16 protein-coding genes and 1 other annotated feature are annotated in these 15151 nt (G+C 38.2%); of the genes, 2 read left to right on the forward strand and 14 right to left on the reverse strand.

Annotated features, from left to right (window positions below; all coding sequences use genetic code 11):
- Positions 1–68: 68 nt before the first annotated feature.
- The 3 genes from nadA to nadB are packed head-to-tail and all read right to left on the reverse strand — an operon-like array spanning position 69 to position 3584.
- Complete coding sequence (gene nadA / locus ACOI1C_RS03320) at positions 69–1178, reverse strand: quinolinate synthase NadA (protein ID WP_422507969.1); 1110 nt, start codon at positions 1176–1178, stop codon at positions 69–71.
- A 3-nt stretch (positions 1179–1181) separates the two neighbouring features.
- Complete coding sequence (nadC, locus tag ACOI1C_RS03325) at positions 1182–2033, reverse strand: carboxylating nicotinate-nucleotide diphosphorylase (protein ID WP_422507970.1); 852 nt, start codon at positions 2031–2033, stop codon at positions 1182–1184.
- Positions 2034–2042: 9 nt separating this feature from the next.
- Positions 2043–3584: an L-aspartate oxidase gene (gene nadB / locus ACOI1C_RS03330; protein ID WP_422507971.1), complete on the reverse strand. Its 1542-nt coding sequence runs from the start codon at positions 3582–3584 to the stop codon at positions 2043–2045.
- 134 nt (positions 3585–3718) lie between these two features.
- Here nadB and ACOI1C_RS03335 point away from each other — a divergent pair, with 134 nt between their 5' ends.
- Both ACOI1C_RS03335 and ACOI1C_RS03340 read left to right on the forward strand, forming a co-directional pair.
- Positions 3719–4855 (forward strand): IscS subfamily cysteine desulfurase, encoded by a 1137-nt coding sequence (locus ACOI1C_RS03335; RefSeq protein ID WP_422507972.1) that lies wholly within the window; start codon positions 3719–3721, stop codon positions 4853–4855.
- A 16-nt stretch (positions 4856–4871) separates the two neighbouring features.
- Complete coding sequence (locus tag ACOI1C_RS03340; RefSeq protein WP_422507974.1) at positions 4872–5414, forward strand: transcription repressor NadR; 543 nt, start codon at positions 4872–4874, stop codon at positions 5412–5414.
- A gap of 15 nt (positions 5415–5429) precedes the next feature.
- Here ACOI1C_RS03340 and pheA read toward each other — a convergent pair whose 3' ends face one another.
- From pheA to minC, 11 genes are all read right to left on the reverse strand, one after another.
- A complete protein-coding gene (gene pheA, locus ACOI1C_RS03345) occupies positions 5430–6293 on the reverse strand; it encodes a prephenate dehydratase (protein ID WP_422508171.1) in 864 nt (287 codons plus the stop codon).
- A 643-nt stretch (positions 6294–6936) separates the two neighbouring features.
- Complete coding sequence (gene obgE, locus ACOI1C_RS03350) at positions 6937–8223, reverse strand: GTPase ObgE (protein WP_422507976.1); 1287 nt, start codon at positions 8221–8223, stop codon at positions 6937–6939.
- Between the two features lie 105 nt (positions 8224–8328).
- Entirely contained in the window at positions 8329–8865 is a 537-nt protein-coding gene (locus tag ACOI1C_RS03355; RefSeq protein WP_422507978.1) for a Spo0B C-terminal domain-containing protein, read from the reverse strand.
- Positions 8866–9075: 210 nt separating this feature from the next.
- Positions 9076–9366, reverse strand: coding sequence for a 50S ribosomal protein L27 (gene rpmA / locus ACOI1C_RS03360; RefSeq protein ID WP_422507980.1), 291 nt, complete (start codon positions 9364–9366; stop codon positions 9076–9078).
- Positions 9367–9386: 20 nt separating this feature from the next.
- Positions 9387–9719, reverse strand: a complete 333-nt coding sequence (locus ACOI1C_RS03365; RefSeq protein WP_422507982.1) for a ribosomal-processing cysteine protease Prp — start codon at positions 9717–9719, stop codon at positions 9387–9389.
- Between the two features lie 11 nt (positions 9720–9730).
- Complete coding sequence (gene rplU, locus ACOI1C_RS03370) at positions 9731–10039, reverse strand: 50S ribosomal protein L21 (RefSeq protein ID WP_422507984.1); 309 nt, start codon at positions 10037–10039, stop codon at positions 9731–9733.
- A 13-nt stretch (positions 10040–10052) separates the two neighbouring features.
- Positions 10053–10187 (reverse strand) — a sequence feature (ribosomal protein L21 leader region).
- Between the two features lie 50 nt (positions 10188–10237).
- Positions 10238–11713 (reverse strand): Rne/Rng family ribonuclease, encoded by a 1476-nt coding sequence (locus ACOI1C_RS03375; protein ID WP_422507986.1) that lies wholly within the window; start codon positions 11711–11713, stop codon positions 10238–10240.
- Between the two features lie 60 nt (positions 11714–11773).
- Positions 11774–12643 carry a M50 family metallopeptidase gene (locus ACOI1C_RS03380; RefSeq protein WP_422507988.1) on the reverse strand — a complete coding sequence of 290 codons (870 nt, stop codon included), beginning with the start codon at positions 12641–12643 and terminating at the stop codon, positions 11774–11776.
- Complete coding sequence (locus ACOI1C_RS03385) at positions 12636–13427, reverse strand: peptidoglycan DD-metalloendopeptidase family protein (RefSeq protein ID WP_422507990.1); 792 nt, start codon at positions 13425–13427, stop codon at positions 12636–12638. The genes ACOI1C_RS03380 and ACOI1C_RS03385 overlap by 8 nt, the downstream gene beginning before the upstream one ends.
- Before the next feature lie 182 nt (positions 13428–13609).
- Positions 13610–14404, reverse strand: a complete 795-nt coding sequence (gene minD, locus ACOI1C_RS03390; RefSeq protein WP_422507992.1) for a septum site-determining protein MinD — start codon at positions 14402–14404, stop codon at positions 13610–13612.
- 1 nt (position 14405) lies between these two features.
- Positions 14406–15092 carry a septum site-determining protein MinC gene (gene minC, locus ACOI1C_RS03395; RefSeq protein ID WP_422508173.1) on the reverse strand — a complete coding sequence of 229 codons (687 nt, stop codon included), beginning with the start codon at positions 15090–15092 and terminating at the stop codon, positions 14406–14408.
- Between the last annotated feature and the right edge of the window lie 59 nt (positions 15093–15151).

A 15151-nucleotide genomic window follows, 5' to 3' on the forward strand; every position in this document is an offset into this window, starting at 1 on the left:
GAAAAGAGCGTATATAAAGTAGGGCTTTATCTAAATGGTCAAATAAAAAAAGCCTGGAATTCCAGGCTTTAGTTAGCTCGCTCAAGCATTCTGTTTAAGGCTAGAATCGCATTGTGAGCTATAGATTTATCTACCTTTATTTGATTGTGAATGCTGCCACTCTCTATTGTCTCAAGAGACCATAGTAAATGGGGAAGATCAATACGGTTCATAGTAAGGCACGGGCACATATGTGGGTTAAGAGAGATAATTTGTTTATCAGGATGCTGACTAATAATCCTTTTTACAAGATTCATTTCTGTACCAATGGCCCACTTACTTCCTGGAGGTGCTTTTTCGATTGCTTCAATAATGTATTTCGTCGAACCAGCGTAATCAGATAATGCTACGACTTCACGGCTACATTCTGGATGGACAATAATATTCATATCCGGATGCTCAGTTCTAACTGTTTCTACATTTTGGATCGTAAAGTTCTCGTGAACAGAGCAGTGCCCTTTCCATAAGATCACTTTGATTGTATCCACATCTCCATCAAATTCTAGCTCGTCTGTAATGGGATTCCAAATCGCCATTTGCTCGAGGGGAACTCCAATATCAAAGGCAGTATTTCTGCCGAGATGTTGATCTGGTAGAAAGAGTATCCTCTCTTTTTGGGTAAATGCCCATTCGACCATGCTTGTAGCGTTTGAAGAAGTAACCGTAGCACCACCATTTTTCCCACAAAATGCTTTGATAGCAGCAGTCGAGTTTACATAGGTTAGAGGCAAGATGGTATCGCCAAATAGGGACATTAGCTTTTCCCATGCACGCTCTGTTTGATAAATGTTTGCCATATCCGCCATGGAACACCCTGCTCGCATGTCTGGAAGGATTACCTTCTGCTCGTCTGTCGTTAAGACATCTGCCGTTTCAGCCATAAAATGAACACCACAGAAAACAATGTATTCTGCTTTTGTATTGGATGCTGATTGCTGAGCTAGCTGTAAGGAATCCCCAGTTGAATCTGCGAATTGAATGACTTCATCCTTTTGATAATGATGACCTGGAATATACAATTTTTCCCCGAATTGATGTTTAATCTCTCGGACACGTTGTTCCATCTCTAATGTAGACATATTTTTATATTTTTCAGGTAAGGTGGCTTCTGTTGTCTTTAAAGCTTCTACTATATTCATTTTCTATTTCCCCCTTACATCCTTCCAGCCAGTCACAAAGCTGATATCAAGTGCTTTATATGAATGGGTGAGCATTCCAAGTGAAATATAATCCACACCTGTTTTACCATACTCGTGTAATTGCTCTATTGTAATACCACCTGATGCTTCAGTAATTACATGTTTAGGAACTAAGCACACAAATTCTTCCACTTCAGTAGGAGTGCGATTGTCAAACATGATAACATCAGCACCTGCATCAACAGCTTCCAACACCGCTTCTTTTGATTCTGTTTCAACTTCAAGTTTTACCATGTGACCTACATTTTCTCGTACCGCCATAACCGCGTTTGTAATAGATCCACTAAAGGCGATGTGATTATCCTTAATCACGACACCATCATATAAGCCAAAACGATGATTAGAACCTCCACCACACGAAACCGCATACTTTTCAAACATTCTCAGGCCTGGAGTGGTTTTTCTTGTATCACATATTTTTGTATGATCACTATTAAGTGCTCTCACTGCTTTGGATGTTAAGGTAGCAATCCCACTCATTCTTTGCAGTAGATTTAAGATAATTCTTTCACCTGTTAGTAAATAAACGATAGGTCCTTTTACTGTTGCAATTGTATCTCCAGGAGTTATTCGATCACCGTCGCTCTTATGAAGCGTCACTTCAATTGAGGAATCAAATAAGTGTAAACATTCCTTTATCACGATGACACCTGCTAAGATGCCTTCTTCTTTAGCCAAAATCTTTCCTTCACCTATTTGAGTGGAAGGAAAAATGGAAGTTGAAGTTAGATCCTGTTCACCGATATCTTCTAGTAAAAATCGTTTAAGTTCTTCACGTAGTTTTATAATATTCATTTCTTCCTCCTAGCAAACACAAGCATTTTCTGTATTATTACGGATTATTTGATGGTGATCCCACTCTTTTTCCACCCCAGGAAAGTCTGACCTGTAATGGCAGCCTCTACTTTCTTCTCTTAGTAAAGCCGAACTAGCAATAAGCCAGGCAGTTGTCATCATATTGACTTGAGTAATAGTTTCTTTTGAAAAATTGACCTCTTTTGGAGTCAGCTTTGTAAAAGGTTCCAAGTAGTGAACCAAAGCCTCTAAATCTTCCTTATTTCGGATTATCCCCACTGATTTCAAGACAATTTTTTTGATTTGCTCCTTGGTCGGTAATTCTTTAACAGTTGTCAGATGTTTAGTAGAATGAACTGCTTCAGACCAGTCAATTGGCACTTTTACATTTTGATCCAAAATAAATTCTGCAAGCTGGTTTGAAAATACAATCCCCTCTAATAAAGAATTACTAGCCAACCTATTCGCCCCATGTACTCCAGTACAGGCTACCTCGCCAACCGCGAATAAACCTCGGAGACTACTTTGACTAAACTCATTTACCTTAATACCACCCATCATAAAATGAGCACCTGGAACAACTGGTATTTTCCCCTCTTTAATTGGTGCACCATTTTTCTCACATAAAGTTGTGATGGTAGGAAAGCGATCTGTAAAGTCTTCAATCATTGAAATATCTAAATGAATGAGTTCGCCTTTTTGGATTTCTTCAAAAATAACTCTTGAGACGATATCTCTGGGTGCTAAATCTAAGAGAGGATGCTGATTCTTCATAATCCTTCGGCCGGATTCTGAACGCAGGATTGCTCCTTCACCTCTCACTGCTTCTGAGATTAGTCCAGGACAAATACCGTCACTATACAATAGTGTCGGATGAAACTGAACAAATTCCATATCGACAAGATCAACCCCAGCCCGATAGGCCATAGCATAACCATCTCCTACTATAGTAGAAGCATTAGAGGTAAACTCATATAATCCACCACAGCCTCCTGTTGCCAAAATAATACTATCTGCAAAATAGGAGACTAGTTGATTTTCTTCATCTATTGCTTTTACGCCAATACATTGATCTTTATGGACAACTAAATCAATGGCCATTTGGTGTTCAATAATGGTCACATGATCCTTTATTTGTTGAAAGAGGAAGTTTGTAAGTGCCTTTCCTGTTGCATCTCCGCCAGCATGGAGAATTCTTCGCTTTGAATGAGCCCCTTCTTGACCAAGTAAAATCTTTCCTGCTGAATCTAAGTCAAACTTCATGCCTTGCTGAATTAAATCGAAAATATAGGTAGGACCTTTCTCGACTAGATTTTTTACTGCCTGTTTATCATTATGCTGACAGCCAGCAATCATGGTATCCTGATAATGCAATTGCCAATGATCTTCACTTGAAAATGCTGCTGCAACCCCACCTTGTGCAAGCATCGAGTTACTGTTGTATTTCGTACCCTTTGTGAAAATAATCACATTCTTCTTCATACATAAACGACTTGCAATCACTAAAGCCGCTAAGCCGCTACCAACAATCAAAACATCTGTTTTAGGCATACAAATGCCTCCTACTATGTTAAAGTATATACTACTGTCTTGACACCTATATTTACATATATTTATACGAATGACAAGAGTTATTTTGTAGGTTATATTGTTCAACCAACTAAAAACCTAAGAGGTGCAACGAAATGATTTACTTAGATTATGCAGCAGCAACCCCAATGAGGGAGGAAGCAATCGATATTTATACAGAAGTAGCGAGGAACTTTTATGGAAATCCTAGTAGCTTACATGACACCGGTACCAAGGCAGCTACCCTTTTAGAGACTTGCCGCTCAGAGCTCGCTGGATTATTGGGTGGTGTCAAAGAAGGGGTCTATTTTACAAGTGGTGGCTCAGAGTCAAATATATTAGCGATACGATCCCTACTAAATGGTGCTGGAAAAAAGGGCAAACATCTCATTACAACAAAGATCGAACACTCTTCTGTTCATCATTTATTTCAACAGTTAGAAAAAGAAGGATATAGTGTTACGTACTTATCGGTAAATGTAGAAGGACTCATTGATATAAACGAACTCACTCTCGCCATCACACCACAAACTTTATTGGCTTCGATCCATCATGCCAATTCAGAAATTGGCACGATCCAACCCCTTCAACAAATCGGGGAGATTTTACATGAACACGGTGTGCTGTTTCATGCTGATTGTGTTCAAACATTTGGAAAGGTTCCGATTCATGTAATGACTAGTCATATTGACAGCTTATCCATTTCCAGTCATAAACTATATGGACCTAAAGGTGTCGGAGCATGTTATATAAACCCAAGGATAAAATGGCTACCCTATTACGAAGGGACATCCCACGAAAAGGGATTTCGCCCTGGCACTGTTAATGTACCAGGTATTGCAAGTTTTTTACGTGCAGCCCAGCTGATTCATGAACAATTAGAAGTTGAATCAAAACGCTTCTTAGCACTTCGTGAGAAGTTTACAGATGGTCTTCAAAAAAGGGGATTGCCGATATGTGTAGAAGGCCATTTAACAAGCTGCCTCCCTCACATTTTAGGATTAACCATTGAAGGGATAGAGGGACAATATACGATGCTCGAATGCAATCGCTATGGGCTTGCTATATCAACTGGAAGTGCATGCTCAGTGGGAAAACAAGCCCCATCTAAGACCATGATTGCCATTGGGAAAACTCCTCAAACAGCTAAACAGTTTATTCGTTTATCCTTCGGAAAATGGACAACGGAATCAGACATCGATAAATCTCTAGATGTATTCCAAAATATTATTACAGCATTTCATACTAAGTAGGAGTGACCAGTGAGCAATGAAAACCACTACAAAAAAATTCTCAGGCACAAACCGAAGAGAACAACTACTAAAATGGCTTAAGTCTGCGACAGCCCCACTTACAGGAAATGAGCTTGCAGAACTGACGCATGTAAGTAGACAAGTCATTGTACAAGATATCTCACTGCTAAAGGCAAAAAATGAACCGATTATTTCTACTTCTGGTGGATATCTTTATTTACAGGCAACACAAGAGACACCTACTTTTCAACAGGTTATTGTGTGTAAGCATTCACCTGAACAAACGAGAGAAGAATTATGTTTAATTGTCGATCATGGAGTATGTGTGAAGGACGTTAAAGTAGAACATCCTGTTTACGGGGATTTATCTGCTTCTGTAATGGTAAGCAATCGAATGGAAGTAGAGCAGTTTTTGAATAAAATTTATTATACCAACGCACCTCTACTATCTCAGTTGACAGATGGACTTCATCTGCATACGTTAGAAGCAGATTCTATGGCTAAAATAAATGCAGCTTGTGATTCTTTGAAGATGGCTGGGATCTTAGTTGAATCGTAAGTAAAAGCTCTTATCTCATCGGATAAGAGCTTCTATTTTTATTACTGGATAGCTTCCTAGGCATGTCACTCCACACCCAAGTGCTTCTAGCTCACTTATCGCTCCAGGTATTAAAATAGTATCCATAGCCCTGTCAATATCAATAATAAACAAATAATTTCCCAGTCCCGTTTTCATGGGTCTTGATTCGATTTTTGTCAGGTTAATTTTTCTCCATGCGAAAGCAGCTAGTACTTGATGTAATGTTCCAGCTTGATCTGATGGAAGAGTTACAATGAACGTAGTTTTATTATTCGGAGTGGAAGTGGTTAAACTCTCCCCCTCTTGACTGTGGATGATGATAAATCGGGTGTGATTACTTTCATAGTCCTGAATATTGTTAGCTCTAATGGTTAGTCCATATTCAACTGCTGCAAGCTCATTAGCGATTGCGGCGATGTTCTGCTCAGGATGATTTGCCACAAACTGCGCGGCTGCACTAGTTGATAAGGTTTGAGTCTGCTGAGCATCTGGATACGTTGTGGCAAAGAATTTCCTGCATTGTGCAAGAGCATGAGAATGCGAATAGACCGCTGTGATTTGTTCTACATGATCTTGATTATTTGGATGTACCATCAACTGCTGTTGGATTGGAACAATGATTTCTCCAATAATAGGGAGTGGATGCTCATGGATTAAATAATCCAAGGTGATTGTCACTGATCCTTCAATTGTATTCTCAAGAGGCACCACTCCGAAGGTAACCTCTCCATTTTTAACTGCATCAAGACAATCATAGATGGAGGCATATGGTACTCTCTTCTCATTGTGAAAAATGCTCTTAACCGCATATTCCGTAAAAGTTGCTTTTGGCCCTAAATATCCTACCGTTGTCAAAATGGATCCCCCTAATCTTAAAAAAGTGCTAGTTTGAGGCTTTCTTCAATTTTTTAAACCGAATGAACCTCTCACGCTAAACTTTTTATCAAAAAAAGATAAATTAAATGGTTCTAATCAAAAAAAGTCTACGTTTAGATGAAAAATCCACTATATACACATTGCTTTCACATATTTCATGCCTAGTTCCATGCAGATAAATAAAGTTTTCAGCTATTTGAGCGAGTTCTAGATAGAATAGGACAAGTTTCCGCTGTCCAAATTTCTTATACTACCGGAAATCTGAATATATAAGCCGCATTCAGGATATTTGATCCGTTTTTTATTTTTATAAGCCAAAATTTAAATATATGAGCCGGAATACACCTTTTATAAGAAATTATACATAATTTACCTATATCATTACTCTGCTCCAACTGATACTCAAATTTAGAGTTGGATATAAAATCTAAAAGAACATAAGGTGCAAGCGCCAGGTTTAGCCAAGTAACAAGCAAATGTTCCAAAGCGAAGAAAAGGGTGACCTCCCCCTTTATATGATTCAGGTTATTTGACCTCAGGCGGACTGGGCGCTGGAGCTGGATTCAAATGTACCCACCCTATAAATTCTGATAGTAAGAAAAAAAGCTGTCACAATGACAGCCCTTTAATCAACAAAATCAAATTCTAAATCCAACAGTCTAATTGTGTCCCCGTCTTTAGCGCCACGTTCTCGTAGCTCGTCATCGACACCCATTGTTCGAAGCTGTCTTGCAAATCGTTTGATTGATTCCTCTCTAGAAAAATCAGTCATTTTAAATAGCTTCTCAATTTCTTCACCTGTTAGCACAAAAGCCCCGTCATCATCTCTAGATATGAAGTATTTCCTTGGGTCAGCCTCATGCTTGTAAATAACTCTTGTATTGGTTGGATCAACAGCCACTTGAAGTGGGAACTCTTCTGTTTGATCGAGTAAATCTGCTGTAGCAAATAAAAGTTCTTTAATACCCTTTCGAGACACAGACGAGATTGGGAAAATTTGAATATCCTCATTCAGCTTTTCTCTGAATGCTTTTAAGTTTTCTTCAGAGCCAGGCATGTCCATTTTATTGGCAGCGATGATTTGAGGACGTTCCATTAGACGTAGATTATATTCCTGCAACTCTGCATTTATGGTGACATAATCCTCATAAGGATCGCGGCCTTCTGTACTTGCCATGTCAATGACATGAACTATTACTCTTGTCCGTTCAATGTGTCGCAAAAATTGATGCCCTAAACCGACCCCTTGATGTGCCCCTTCAATTAATCCAGGCAGATCAGCCATGACGAAGCTTCTTGAATCATCTGCTTGAACAACACCTAAGTTCGGAACAATGGTAGTAAAGTGGTATTCAGCAATTTTAGGCTTGGCTGCCGATACAACAGACAATAGAGTTGATTTTCCTACACTCGGGAATCCAACTAACCCTACATCAGCAAGAACCTTTAATTCTAATGTTACATTTCGCTCTTGTCCTGGCTCCCCATTTTCAGAGATTTCAGGGGCTGGATTTGATGCGGAAGCAAATCTTGAGTTTCCTCGTCCTCCACGTCCACCTTTAGCAATAACAGCCCTTTGACCATGCTGAACCAAATCAGCGATGACATTTGTTGAAGCTTCATCTATCACAATTGTTCCAGGTGGTACTTTAACAATTAGGTCTTCCGCGTATTTACCATGTTGATTTTTGGACATACCATGTTCACCACGGTCGCCTTTAAAATGCCTTTTAAAACGAAAGTCCATTAACGTACGTAAACCTTCTTCTACTTCAAAGATAACATTGGCGCCTTTACCACCATCACCACCAGCTGGACCACCTAAAGGGATATACTTCTCACGACGATAGGCAACACTTCCATTGCCACCATCTCCGCCTTTTACATAAATTTTGACCTGATCGACAAACAATACGAACACCACTCTTTTTAAATTTTCTAGGTAATACTTACAATACTTACACCATTTGTTGAAATGCTTTTGTTTTTTCTACTATCTCAGTAAAAAAAATAAACGTTACGAACCAATCCGTATTTCAATAGATAATTCATTTTCATTAACATGTAGATCAGATAGCTTAATCATTTCAATCCAATCTTGTGATTGAAGCCATTCTTTTACTTTACGTGTATCTGTTATTGTTCCATTAAAATCAAAAAAGAAACGGACTTCTGTGCCGATTGGGTCAATGGAAATACTTAGGTGATTATCACCAATTTTCATAACTGATTCGTCTAATATAGTAAAAAATTGTTCACACCAATTCTTTATATGAACATCATAATGGGATAGATTAATGGGATCTCCTAGAACCTCAAACTCAAGAATGAAATGATGGCATTCCCAGTTGTAGGTCATTAAAAATCCTGCTAAATCTCGTAATTGAAGATTGGTCAGCTTAGCCTCATTTTGCGCTTCGATCACGATCTCTTCAATGATCTCTTTCGCGCGTTCTATTCGATCTAACGCCAAGTTCCCCTTAATTAGCTGCAGCTTGTTTAACCAGTCATGGCGTGAGTGCTGTAATACCTCTACTACATTCCAATCCTTCATGGACACACTCCCTTTCACGAGACTTGCACCACTTATGCGATTCTCATATTAAATACAACTCTACATGTATTTGTCATTATAACAAAGTTTTAGCAATAAAAGAATGTCTTGCTAGAATTCATTGTTAACCAACAAATATTCGAAGTTTACATTTCAAGAACAAAAAACAAACTCTAACCTTACAAAGGTTAGAGTTTGTGAATGTATGTTTTACGCTTCTTGAGCAGTAGGATATACACTTACTTGCTTACGGTCACGGCCAAGTCGTTCAAACTTAACCACTCCGTCAACCTTTGCAAATAGAGTGTCGTCACCACCACGTCCAACATTTAAACCTGCATAAATCTTAGTACCGCGTTGACGGTAAAGAATTGAACCACCTGATACAAATTGTCCGTCAGCACGCTTAGCTCCAAGACGCTTTGACTGAGAGTCACGTCCGTTTCTTGTAGAACCTACACCCTTTTTAGATGCGAAAAACTGAAGGTCTAATCTTAACATTGAATCCACCTCCTATTATTTTACTTGTTAGTTGTAATAGTTATAAAATCCGAATAGGATCTTTCAATTGTTTGGAGTGATACAAGCATACTTTCCATAAGTAACTGAACTTTATCTTGAATGATACCACTATCATTTGTTGGAATCACAAAGCGGAGAAATCCACTCTTCCCTTGTTCCACTTGGAGAACTACACCACACAGTTCTTCAACTGCATTTGCTGCACCAAATGAAACGGCAGATACACCTGCACAAACAATATCTTTTCCTGGTTCATCAAATTCAGCATGACCTTCAATCGTAACCGATTGTAAGAGTCGATTTAATGACCGGGTTATTGTAATTTCAATCATAAAAGTAAACCTTATGCGTTGATTGTTTCAATAACAACTTTAGTATACGGTTGACGATGACCTAGTTTACGGTGATAGTTTTTCTTAGCCTTATACTTGAAGACAGTAATCTTCTTAGCACGACCTTGCTTTTCTACCTTTGCCGAAACAGTTGCTCCTTCTACTAGTGGGCTACCAACTTTAACGTTGTCTCCACCTACGAAAAGAACCTTGTCAAACGTAACAGTATCACCTTCACCTGCTTCTAATTTTTCAATGTAGATAGCTTGGCCTTGTTCAACTTTTACTTGCTTACCACCAGTTTCAATAATTGCGTACATACTTGCACCTCCTTAGTATACCCAGACTCGCCATTACAGGTATTTGACAAACAATAACGCTTGTGGATCTCTTCGTCTTTCGAATTAATCTTCTTGCTAAGTTTGTCAACTTTTCAGTAAAACCTATTCTGTGCGGTTGTAGCACGGGTGCCGCTACAAACAATAACATACCAATGTTATCACAAGGCAATTTACTAGTCAACCAATATTTAGTCGATCTTCAATTTCTTTGACGGAACCTATATGCCGTAAAACATAAGTTGGCTTCGAATCTACTCGTTCAGTAAAAAAAAGGTTCATATGTAAGTTGTTCTCTACCGTTTCTTGAAGCTGAGTATTTTGATTGGTGAAAATGTCTAAAATATCCTTAGTTGCTTCCACCCAGATTGCCTCAGCATCATATCCTCTTAGTTCAAGTAATTCTCGTTCAAGCTTATAGGCTAGAGAATATTTCGATGGAACAAACCCATTTCCACATGTATGACACGCTTCCATTCGCTGTAAAAAAAGAGTTTCCCTCACTCTTTTACGTGTTATTTCAAGAATGCCTAATTGTGTAAACCCATAAACAATTGTTCTCGTCCGGTCTTGAGTTACTTGTTGTTTCATTAACTCGATAATTCGATTCCGTTCGTCTACTGATTTCATATCAATAAAATCAACTAAAATCATTCCACCTATATCACGGAAACGAATTTGCCGAGCAACCTCTAATGCTGCTTGTTCATTGGTTTTCCAAACAGTATCCTTAAGATTAGTCTTTCCCGTGAATTTACCAGTGTTAACATCAATAATCGTCATAGCCTCAGTATGTTCAAAAACTAGATAGGAGCCATTAGGAAGCCACACTGTTTTTTTGTTTAGTTTCTCTATTTCTTGTTCAATTTCATAATGAGAAAATATATTTTCTCTTTTTAAATGGTAGGAGAATTTCACCTGCGGATACATGTCTCTTAATCGCTTGTAAGCATCCAATTCATCGACTACGATTTCATCAATTGTAGATATTCCAATGTCTTGAATCAACTTATCAGACATCCTGTCAAAGCTTTTAAGCAAGGTAGGACGTTTTGTCTCAATCATTATATTTCTTATTTCTTTGTATTCATTTCTAAGCCGGTTGAGCTCTTGAGTTACAATGAGTGGAATCTGCTCTTGTGCTGCTGTTCGCACGATAACACCCTCATGGTCAGAAAGAAGAGATTGCATCTCGCTTTTCCAAAGAGATCTGATTGCTTCACTTCCCATTTTTTTTGAGACAGCAATATAATCTCCATTTGGTACATATACAACATATTGACCAGGGAATTCAATCATATTGGTTAATTTGGTGCCTTTCGTCCCCACACTATTCTTCTCTACCTGCACGAGTAAAAGCTCTCCTTCTCGCACAAATTCACTTATATTCTTCTTTTTTCTTTCTTCTATCGATAGAGGATACGACTGAAAAGAATGCAGTTGATCACGATGAAGGAAACCGTTCTTTTCTAATCCGATATCAACAAACGCAGCTTGCATACCAGGAAGTACCTTTGTTACTCGGCCCATATAGATGTTTCCATTCAAGTCCACAGAAGATGGATGGCTAAAATAAAACTCAACTGCCTTATTATTTTCTAGGACAGCTACTCTTTTTTCAGACGACAGTAGGTTCATTATCAATGTTCTTTTCAACTTCTATTCACCACTTTATGTATACATTAGTTACACTTTACTGGTAGTTTAGAGCAGAAGTCAATAATCGCGAATTAAATCCTTCATCTTAATTGATGTGAGTTTTTTTGAAAAATAAGCATGTAACAGTTCATTTTCATCGAGTTCAACACTTTGTTTACTATTTTCCACAATAACTATTGAATGTTTATAGCCACGAGAGAATTTATTTAATACGTCCATAATGTAATCCGTTTCTTTTACAAGCAAAGGCTTTAGCCTGGTGAAATGTTGCTGCTTCCCGTAGTATCGTTCTAGCAAAAAGCGAATATATACATAGGAGCCTTGCTTCCATTCCATATATAGGGAGAAAAGTAAAAAGGAAAAAATGACCCACGAGTTTAAGTGACTCGGTTGTATGGTAAAAGTAATAATGGCAAAAAGAACTAACAAGATACTTGAAACTAGCATAGTCATACGGTGTGCTTTTGAAAAGGGCAGTTTCCAAGAGAAAAAGACAAATAATAGCTTGCCACCATCTAGAGGCCAAATAGGTAACAAATTAAAACATAGAATCATAACATTATGAAAAATAAATAACTCGAAGTTTTGAGATGATATAAAGTTAGCTAAGTAGCCTAAATAAGCTACCCCAAGTAACCAAATATGTTGTATGGGACCGGCAAGTATCACAAGAAGTTCTTCCTTTAATGGCCGATTTCCGTGCTCATCTAGCTCCACAACTCCCCCAAATGGTAGAAGTTGAATTTTTTTTATTCTCCAACGAAAAAAAAGGGCCATTCCAGCATGACCCATTTCATGACATAGCACAATCAGGAAAACCATTATTAGTTCTCTAAAGTGGCCAGTTACGATACTAATCCCAATTATGAACCAGAATAATGGGTGTATGCTGAATTTTTGTGTGAGTTCCAAAACCCTCTTACTCAATGTTAATCACCTGAATTGGATCAATAAAACTATCATCTTTTTTGATTGCGAAATAAAAGGTCCCATTGACTCCATCACTAGCCTGAGAAGATTTTCCAATCTCTGTTCCTTTTTCAATAAATTGATATAAGAGAACTTCTGTATCTCCTAAGTTTCCATACCATGATTCTGTTCCATCACTATGCTGAACTTTGACCGTAATCCCACCGATACCATCCTCTTGTCCAATGGAATTGACGTAGCCCCCATTAATCGCTTCAACTGCAGAATTACTGGCTGTTTCAACCATAATACCTTGCCCGTTTTTCTCGAAGTTTTCTAAGATTTTCATTCCAGAGGCTGGCACAGCATATTGCTTTGACGTTTCTGCCGTTTCTTTTTGCAGACTAACCGGTAATAGAGCTAACGGTTTGCCAAATTGACCTTCGTACCAAGTAGTCACTGCAGCAAATTGAAAATCGTTTTCCATCGTTTTTGTGACAAATTCACGAGCAGGCTCTAATCGTGCTGATCCATCTTTATACATAATGGCAACTACAAGGAGAAGGCATGCAGCTCCCAAAATTTTAAACATCAACCATTCTTTTTTAAACAAAGGGTGTGAATTTGTATTTAATCCACCTTCATAAGAATCAAATGGTGCGACTCCATGTCGTTCTTCATCTCTTGCAAAATAGTTTGGCACCGGGTTTTCACTTCGAGGTGACTGATGACTAGAATATTGCTTTTTTTCTCTTTGTCGATTCGCAATACGCTTACGAATTTCATCCGCTCGTTGACTCATGTTTCTCATCATTCCCTTAGATAGAGTTTGTACATTTTATGACTTGTCCTGAACATATATGCTAAAAAACTCTGTTCAAATTGAATGTTGATTCAAAATAGAAACAAAAAAACACCCCAAATTTGGGATGCTCAGGAATTACTTTGTATTTATAAAGCCTAATTTCAAAAGGTTTCATCTATTTAACGAATTCCAAAAAATTTCTTTACCTTTGAAAAGACACCTTTGTCCTCATCTAGTAATTGAAGAGGCACAGACTCTCCTAAAATTCTTCTGGCTATATTTCGATAGGCTAGTGATGCTTTGCTAGTTGGATCAAGGACTATAGGCTCCCCACTATTTGAAGCACGAATTACACTATCATCATCCGCTACAATTCCTATTAAATCGATAGATAAGATATTGACAATTTCGTCAACATCAAGCATTTCCCCACTTTTTACCATATGGTTTCGAATACGGTTAACAATTAACTTGGGTGGCTCAATCTTTTCTTTTTCTAGTAATCCTATTATTCGATCTGCATCTCTGACAGATGATAGCTCTGGAGTCGTGACAACAATTGCTTTATCTGCTCCTGCCACTGCATTTTTATAACCTTGTTCAATTCCAGCTGGGCAATCAATAATTACATAATCGTAATCCTGCTTTAGCTCCGTTATTAGTTTCTTCATTTGCTCTGGACTAACAGCTGACTTATCAACGGTTTGGGCAGCAGGCAATAAAAATAAACACTCAAACCTTTTATCTTTAATTAAGGCTTGATGAATCTTGCAACGATTTTCTACAACATCAACAAGATCATAGATTATTCGATTTTCTAGTCCCATTACTACGTCTAAATTCCGAAGACCTATATCTGTATCTACTAGACAAACACGTTTACCTACAAGAGCCAACGCGGTTCCGATATTTGCTGAAGTTGTCGTTTTACCTACTCCACCCTTACCAGATGTTATAACTATAGCTTCTCCCACGTTACACACCCCTCTCTAATATCCTTAAACTTAAATCCGGTCTAAGCAAAGATAAAACCTGTAATCGGTCTATCATAATTTGTTCTTTCTCATTGATATAAGCACATTCCATCTCGTTTTTTGAGTCTTGGAATCGATCTGGGGCTCTATTTATAATATCACATATTTTCAGCTGTGCAGGTTTCATAACAGAGGCAACAATAACGGCTTCCTTCCTTCCGTCCCGACCCGCATAGGCTTGTCCACGTAATGCACCCATCACAAATATATTTCCATCTGCAATAACGGACCCACCAGGATTCACATCACCAATTAACAGTAAGTCACCTGGAACCTCTAACACTTGACCAGACCGTACCATTCTGCAAACTGTGGTCATTCCTGATTGTTTCATCCATTTTAGTGCTTCTACTTTAGTAATAACTTCACTTTCTATGGATCCCACTGTGAAGTTCTTTTTCTTCCGTATTAATTTTCTTAATATTTCTTCTTGCGAGTTTGTTATATACCTAGTTCCTACTTTTACATGGACTTCTAATGGAGGACTATCTGGCAGTATTTGTTGATTGGCAGATAGCTTTTCCTCAATTTCCGTTAGTAGTTCTTGGAACGAACAACGATCATCGAGATGTAACGTTAAGCCATCCTTAGTCCCTTTGATTGTCACATATTGATGCTTATGTCCCATCACTTACCCTTCACCTCATACATTAAAATTTCGACATGCTACTCGTTTTTCCTCTTCGA

Origin of the sequence: Bacillus sp. DJP31 (assembly GCF_049310945.1) — a bacterium.
Taxonomy (GTDB): Bacteria; Bacillota; Bacilli; order Bacillales; family SA4; genus Bacillus_BS.

Coding starts and splice junctions, on each gene's coding strand:
- nadA (WP_422507969.1), bottom strand. CDS start 1,178: ATGAATATAGTAGAAGCTTTAAAGACAACAGAAGCCACCTTACCTGAA.
- ACOI1C_RS03365 (WP_422507982.1), bottom strand. CDS start 9,719: ATGATTGAAATTACAATAACCCGGTCATTAAATCGACTCTTACAATCG.
- ACOI1C_RS03385 (WP_422507990.1), bottom strand. CDS start 13,427: ATGAGTCAACGAGCGGATGAAATTCGTAAGCGTATTGCGAATCGACAA.
- ACOI1C_RS03335 (WP_422507972.1), top strand. CDS start 3,719: ATGATTTACTTAGATTATGCAGCAGCAACCCCAATGAGGGAGGAAGCA.
- rpmA (WP_422507980.1), bottom strand. CDS start 9,366: ATGTTAAGATTAGACCTTCAGTTTTTCGCATCTAAAAAGGGTGTAGGT.
- ACOI1C_RS03340 (WP_422507974.1), top strand. CDS start 4,872: ATGAAAACCACTACAAAAAAATTCTCAGGCACAAACCGAAGAGAACAA.
- minC (WP_422508173.1), bottom strand. CDS start 15,092: ATGGGACATAAGCATCAATATGTGACAATCAAAGGGACTAAGGATGGC.
- ACOI1C_RS03355 (WP_422507978.1), bottom strand. CDS start 8,865: ATGAAGGATTGGAATGTAGTAGAGGTATTACAGCACTCACGCCATGAC.
- rplU (WP_422507984.1), bottom strand. CDS start 10,039: ATGTACGCAATTATTGAAACTGGTGGTAAGCAAGTAAAAGTTGAACAA.
- nadC (WP_422507970.1), bottom strand. CDS start 2,033: ATGAATATTATAAAACTACGTGAAGAACTTAAACGATTTTTACTAGAA.
- nadB (WP_422507971.1), bottom strand. CDS start 3,584: ATGCCTAAAACAGATGTTTTGATTGTTGGTAGCGGCTTAGCGGCTTTA.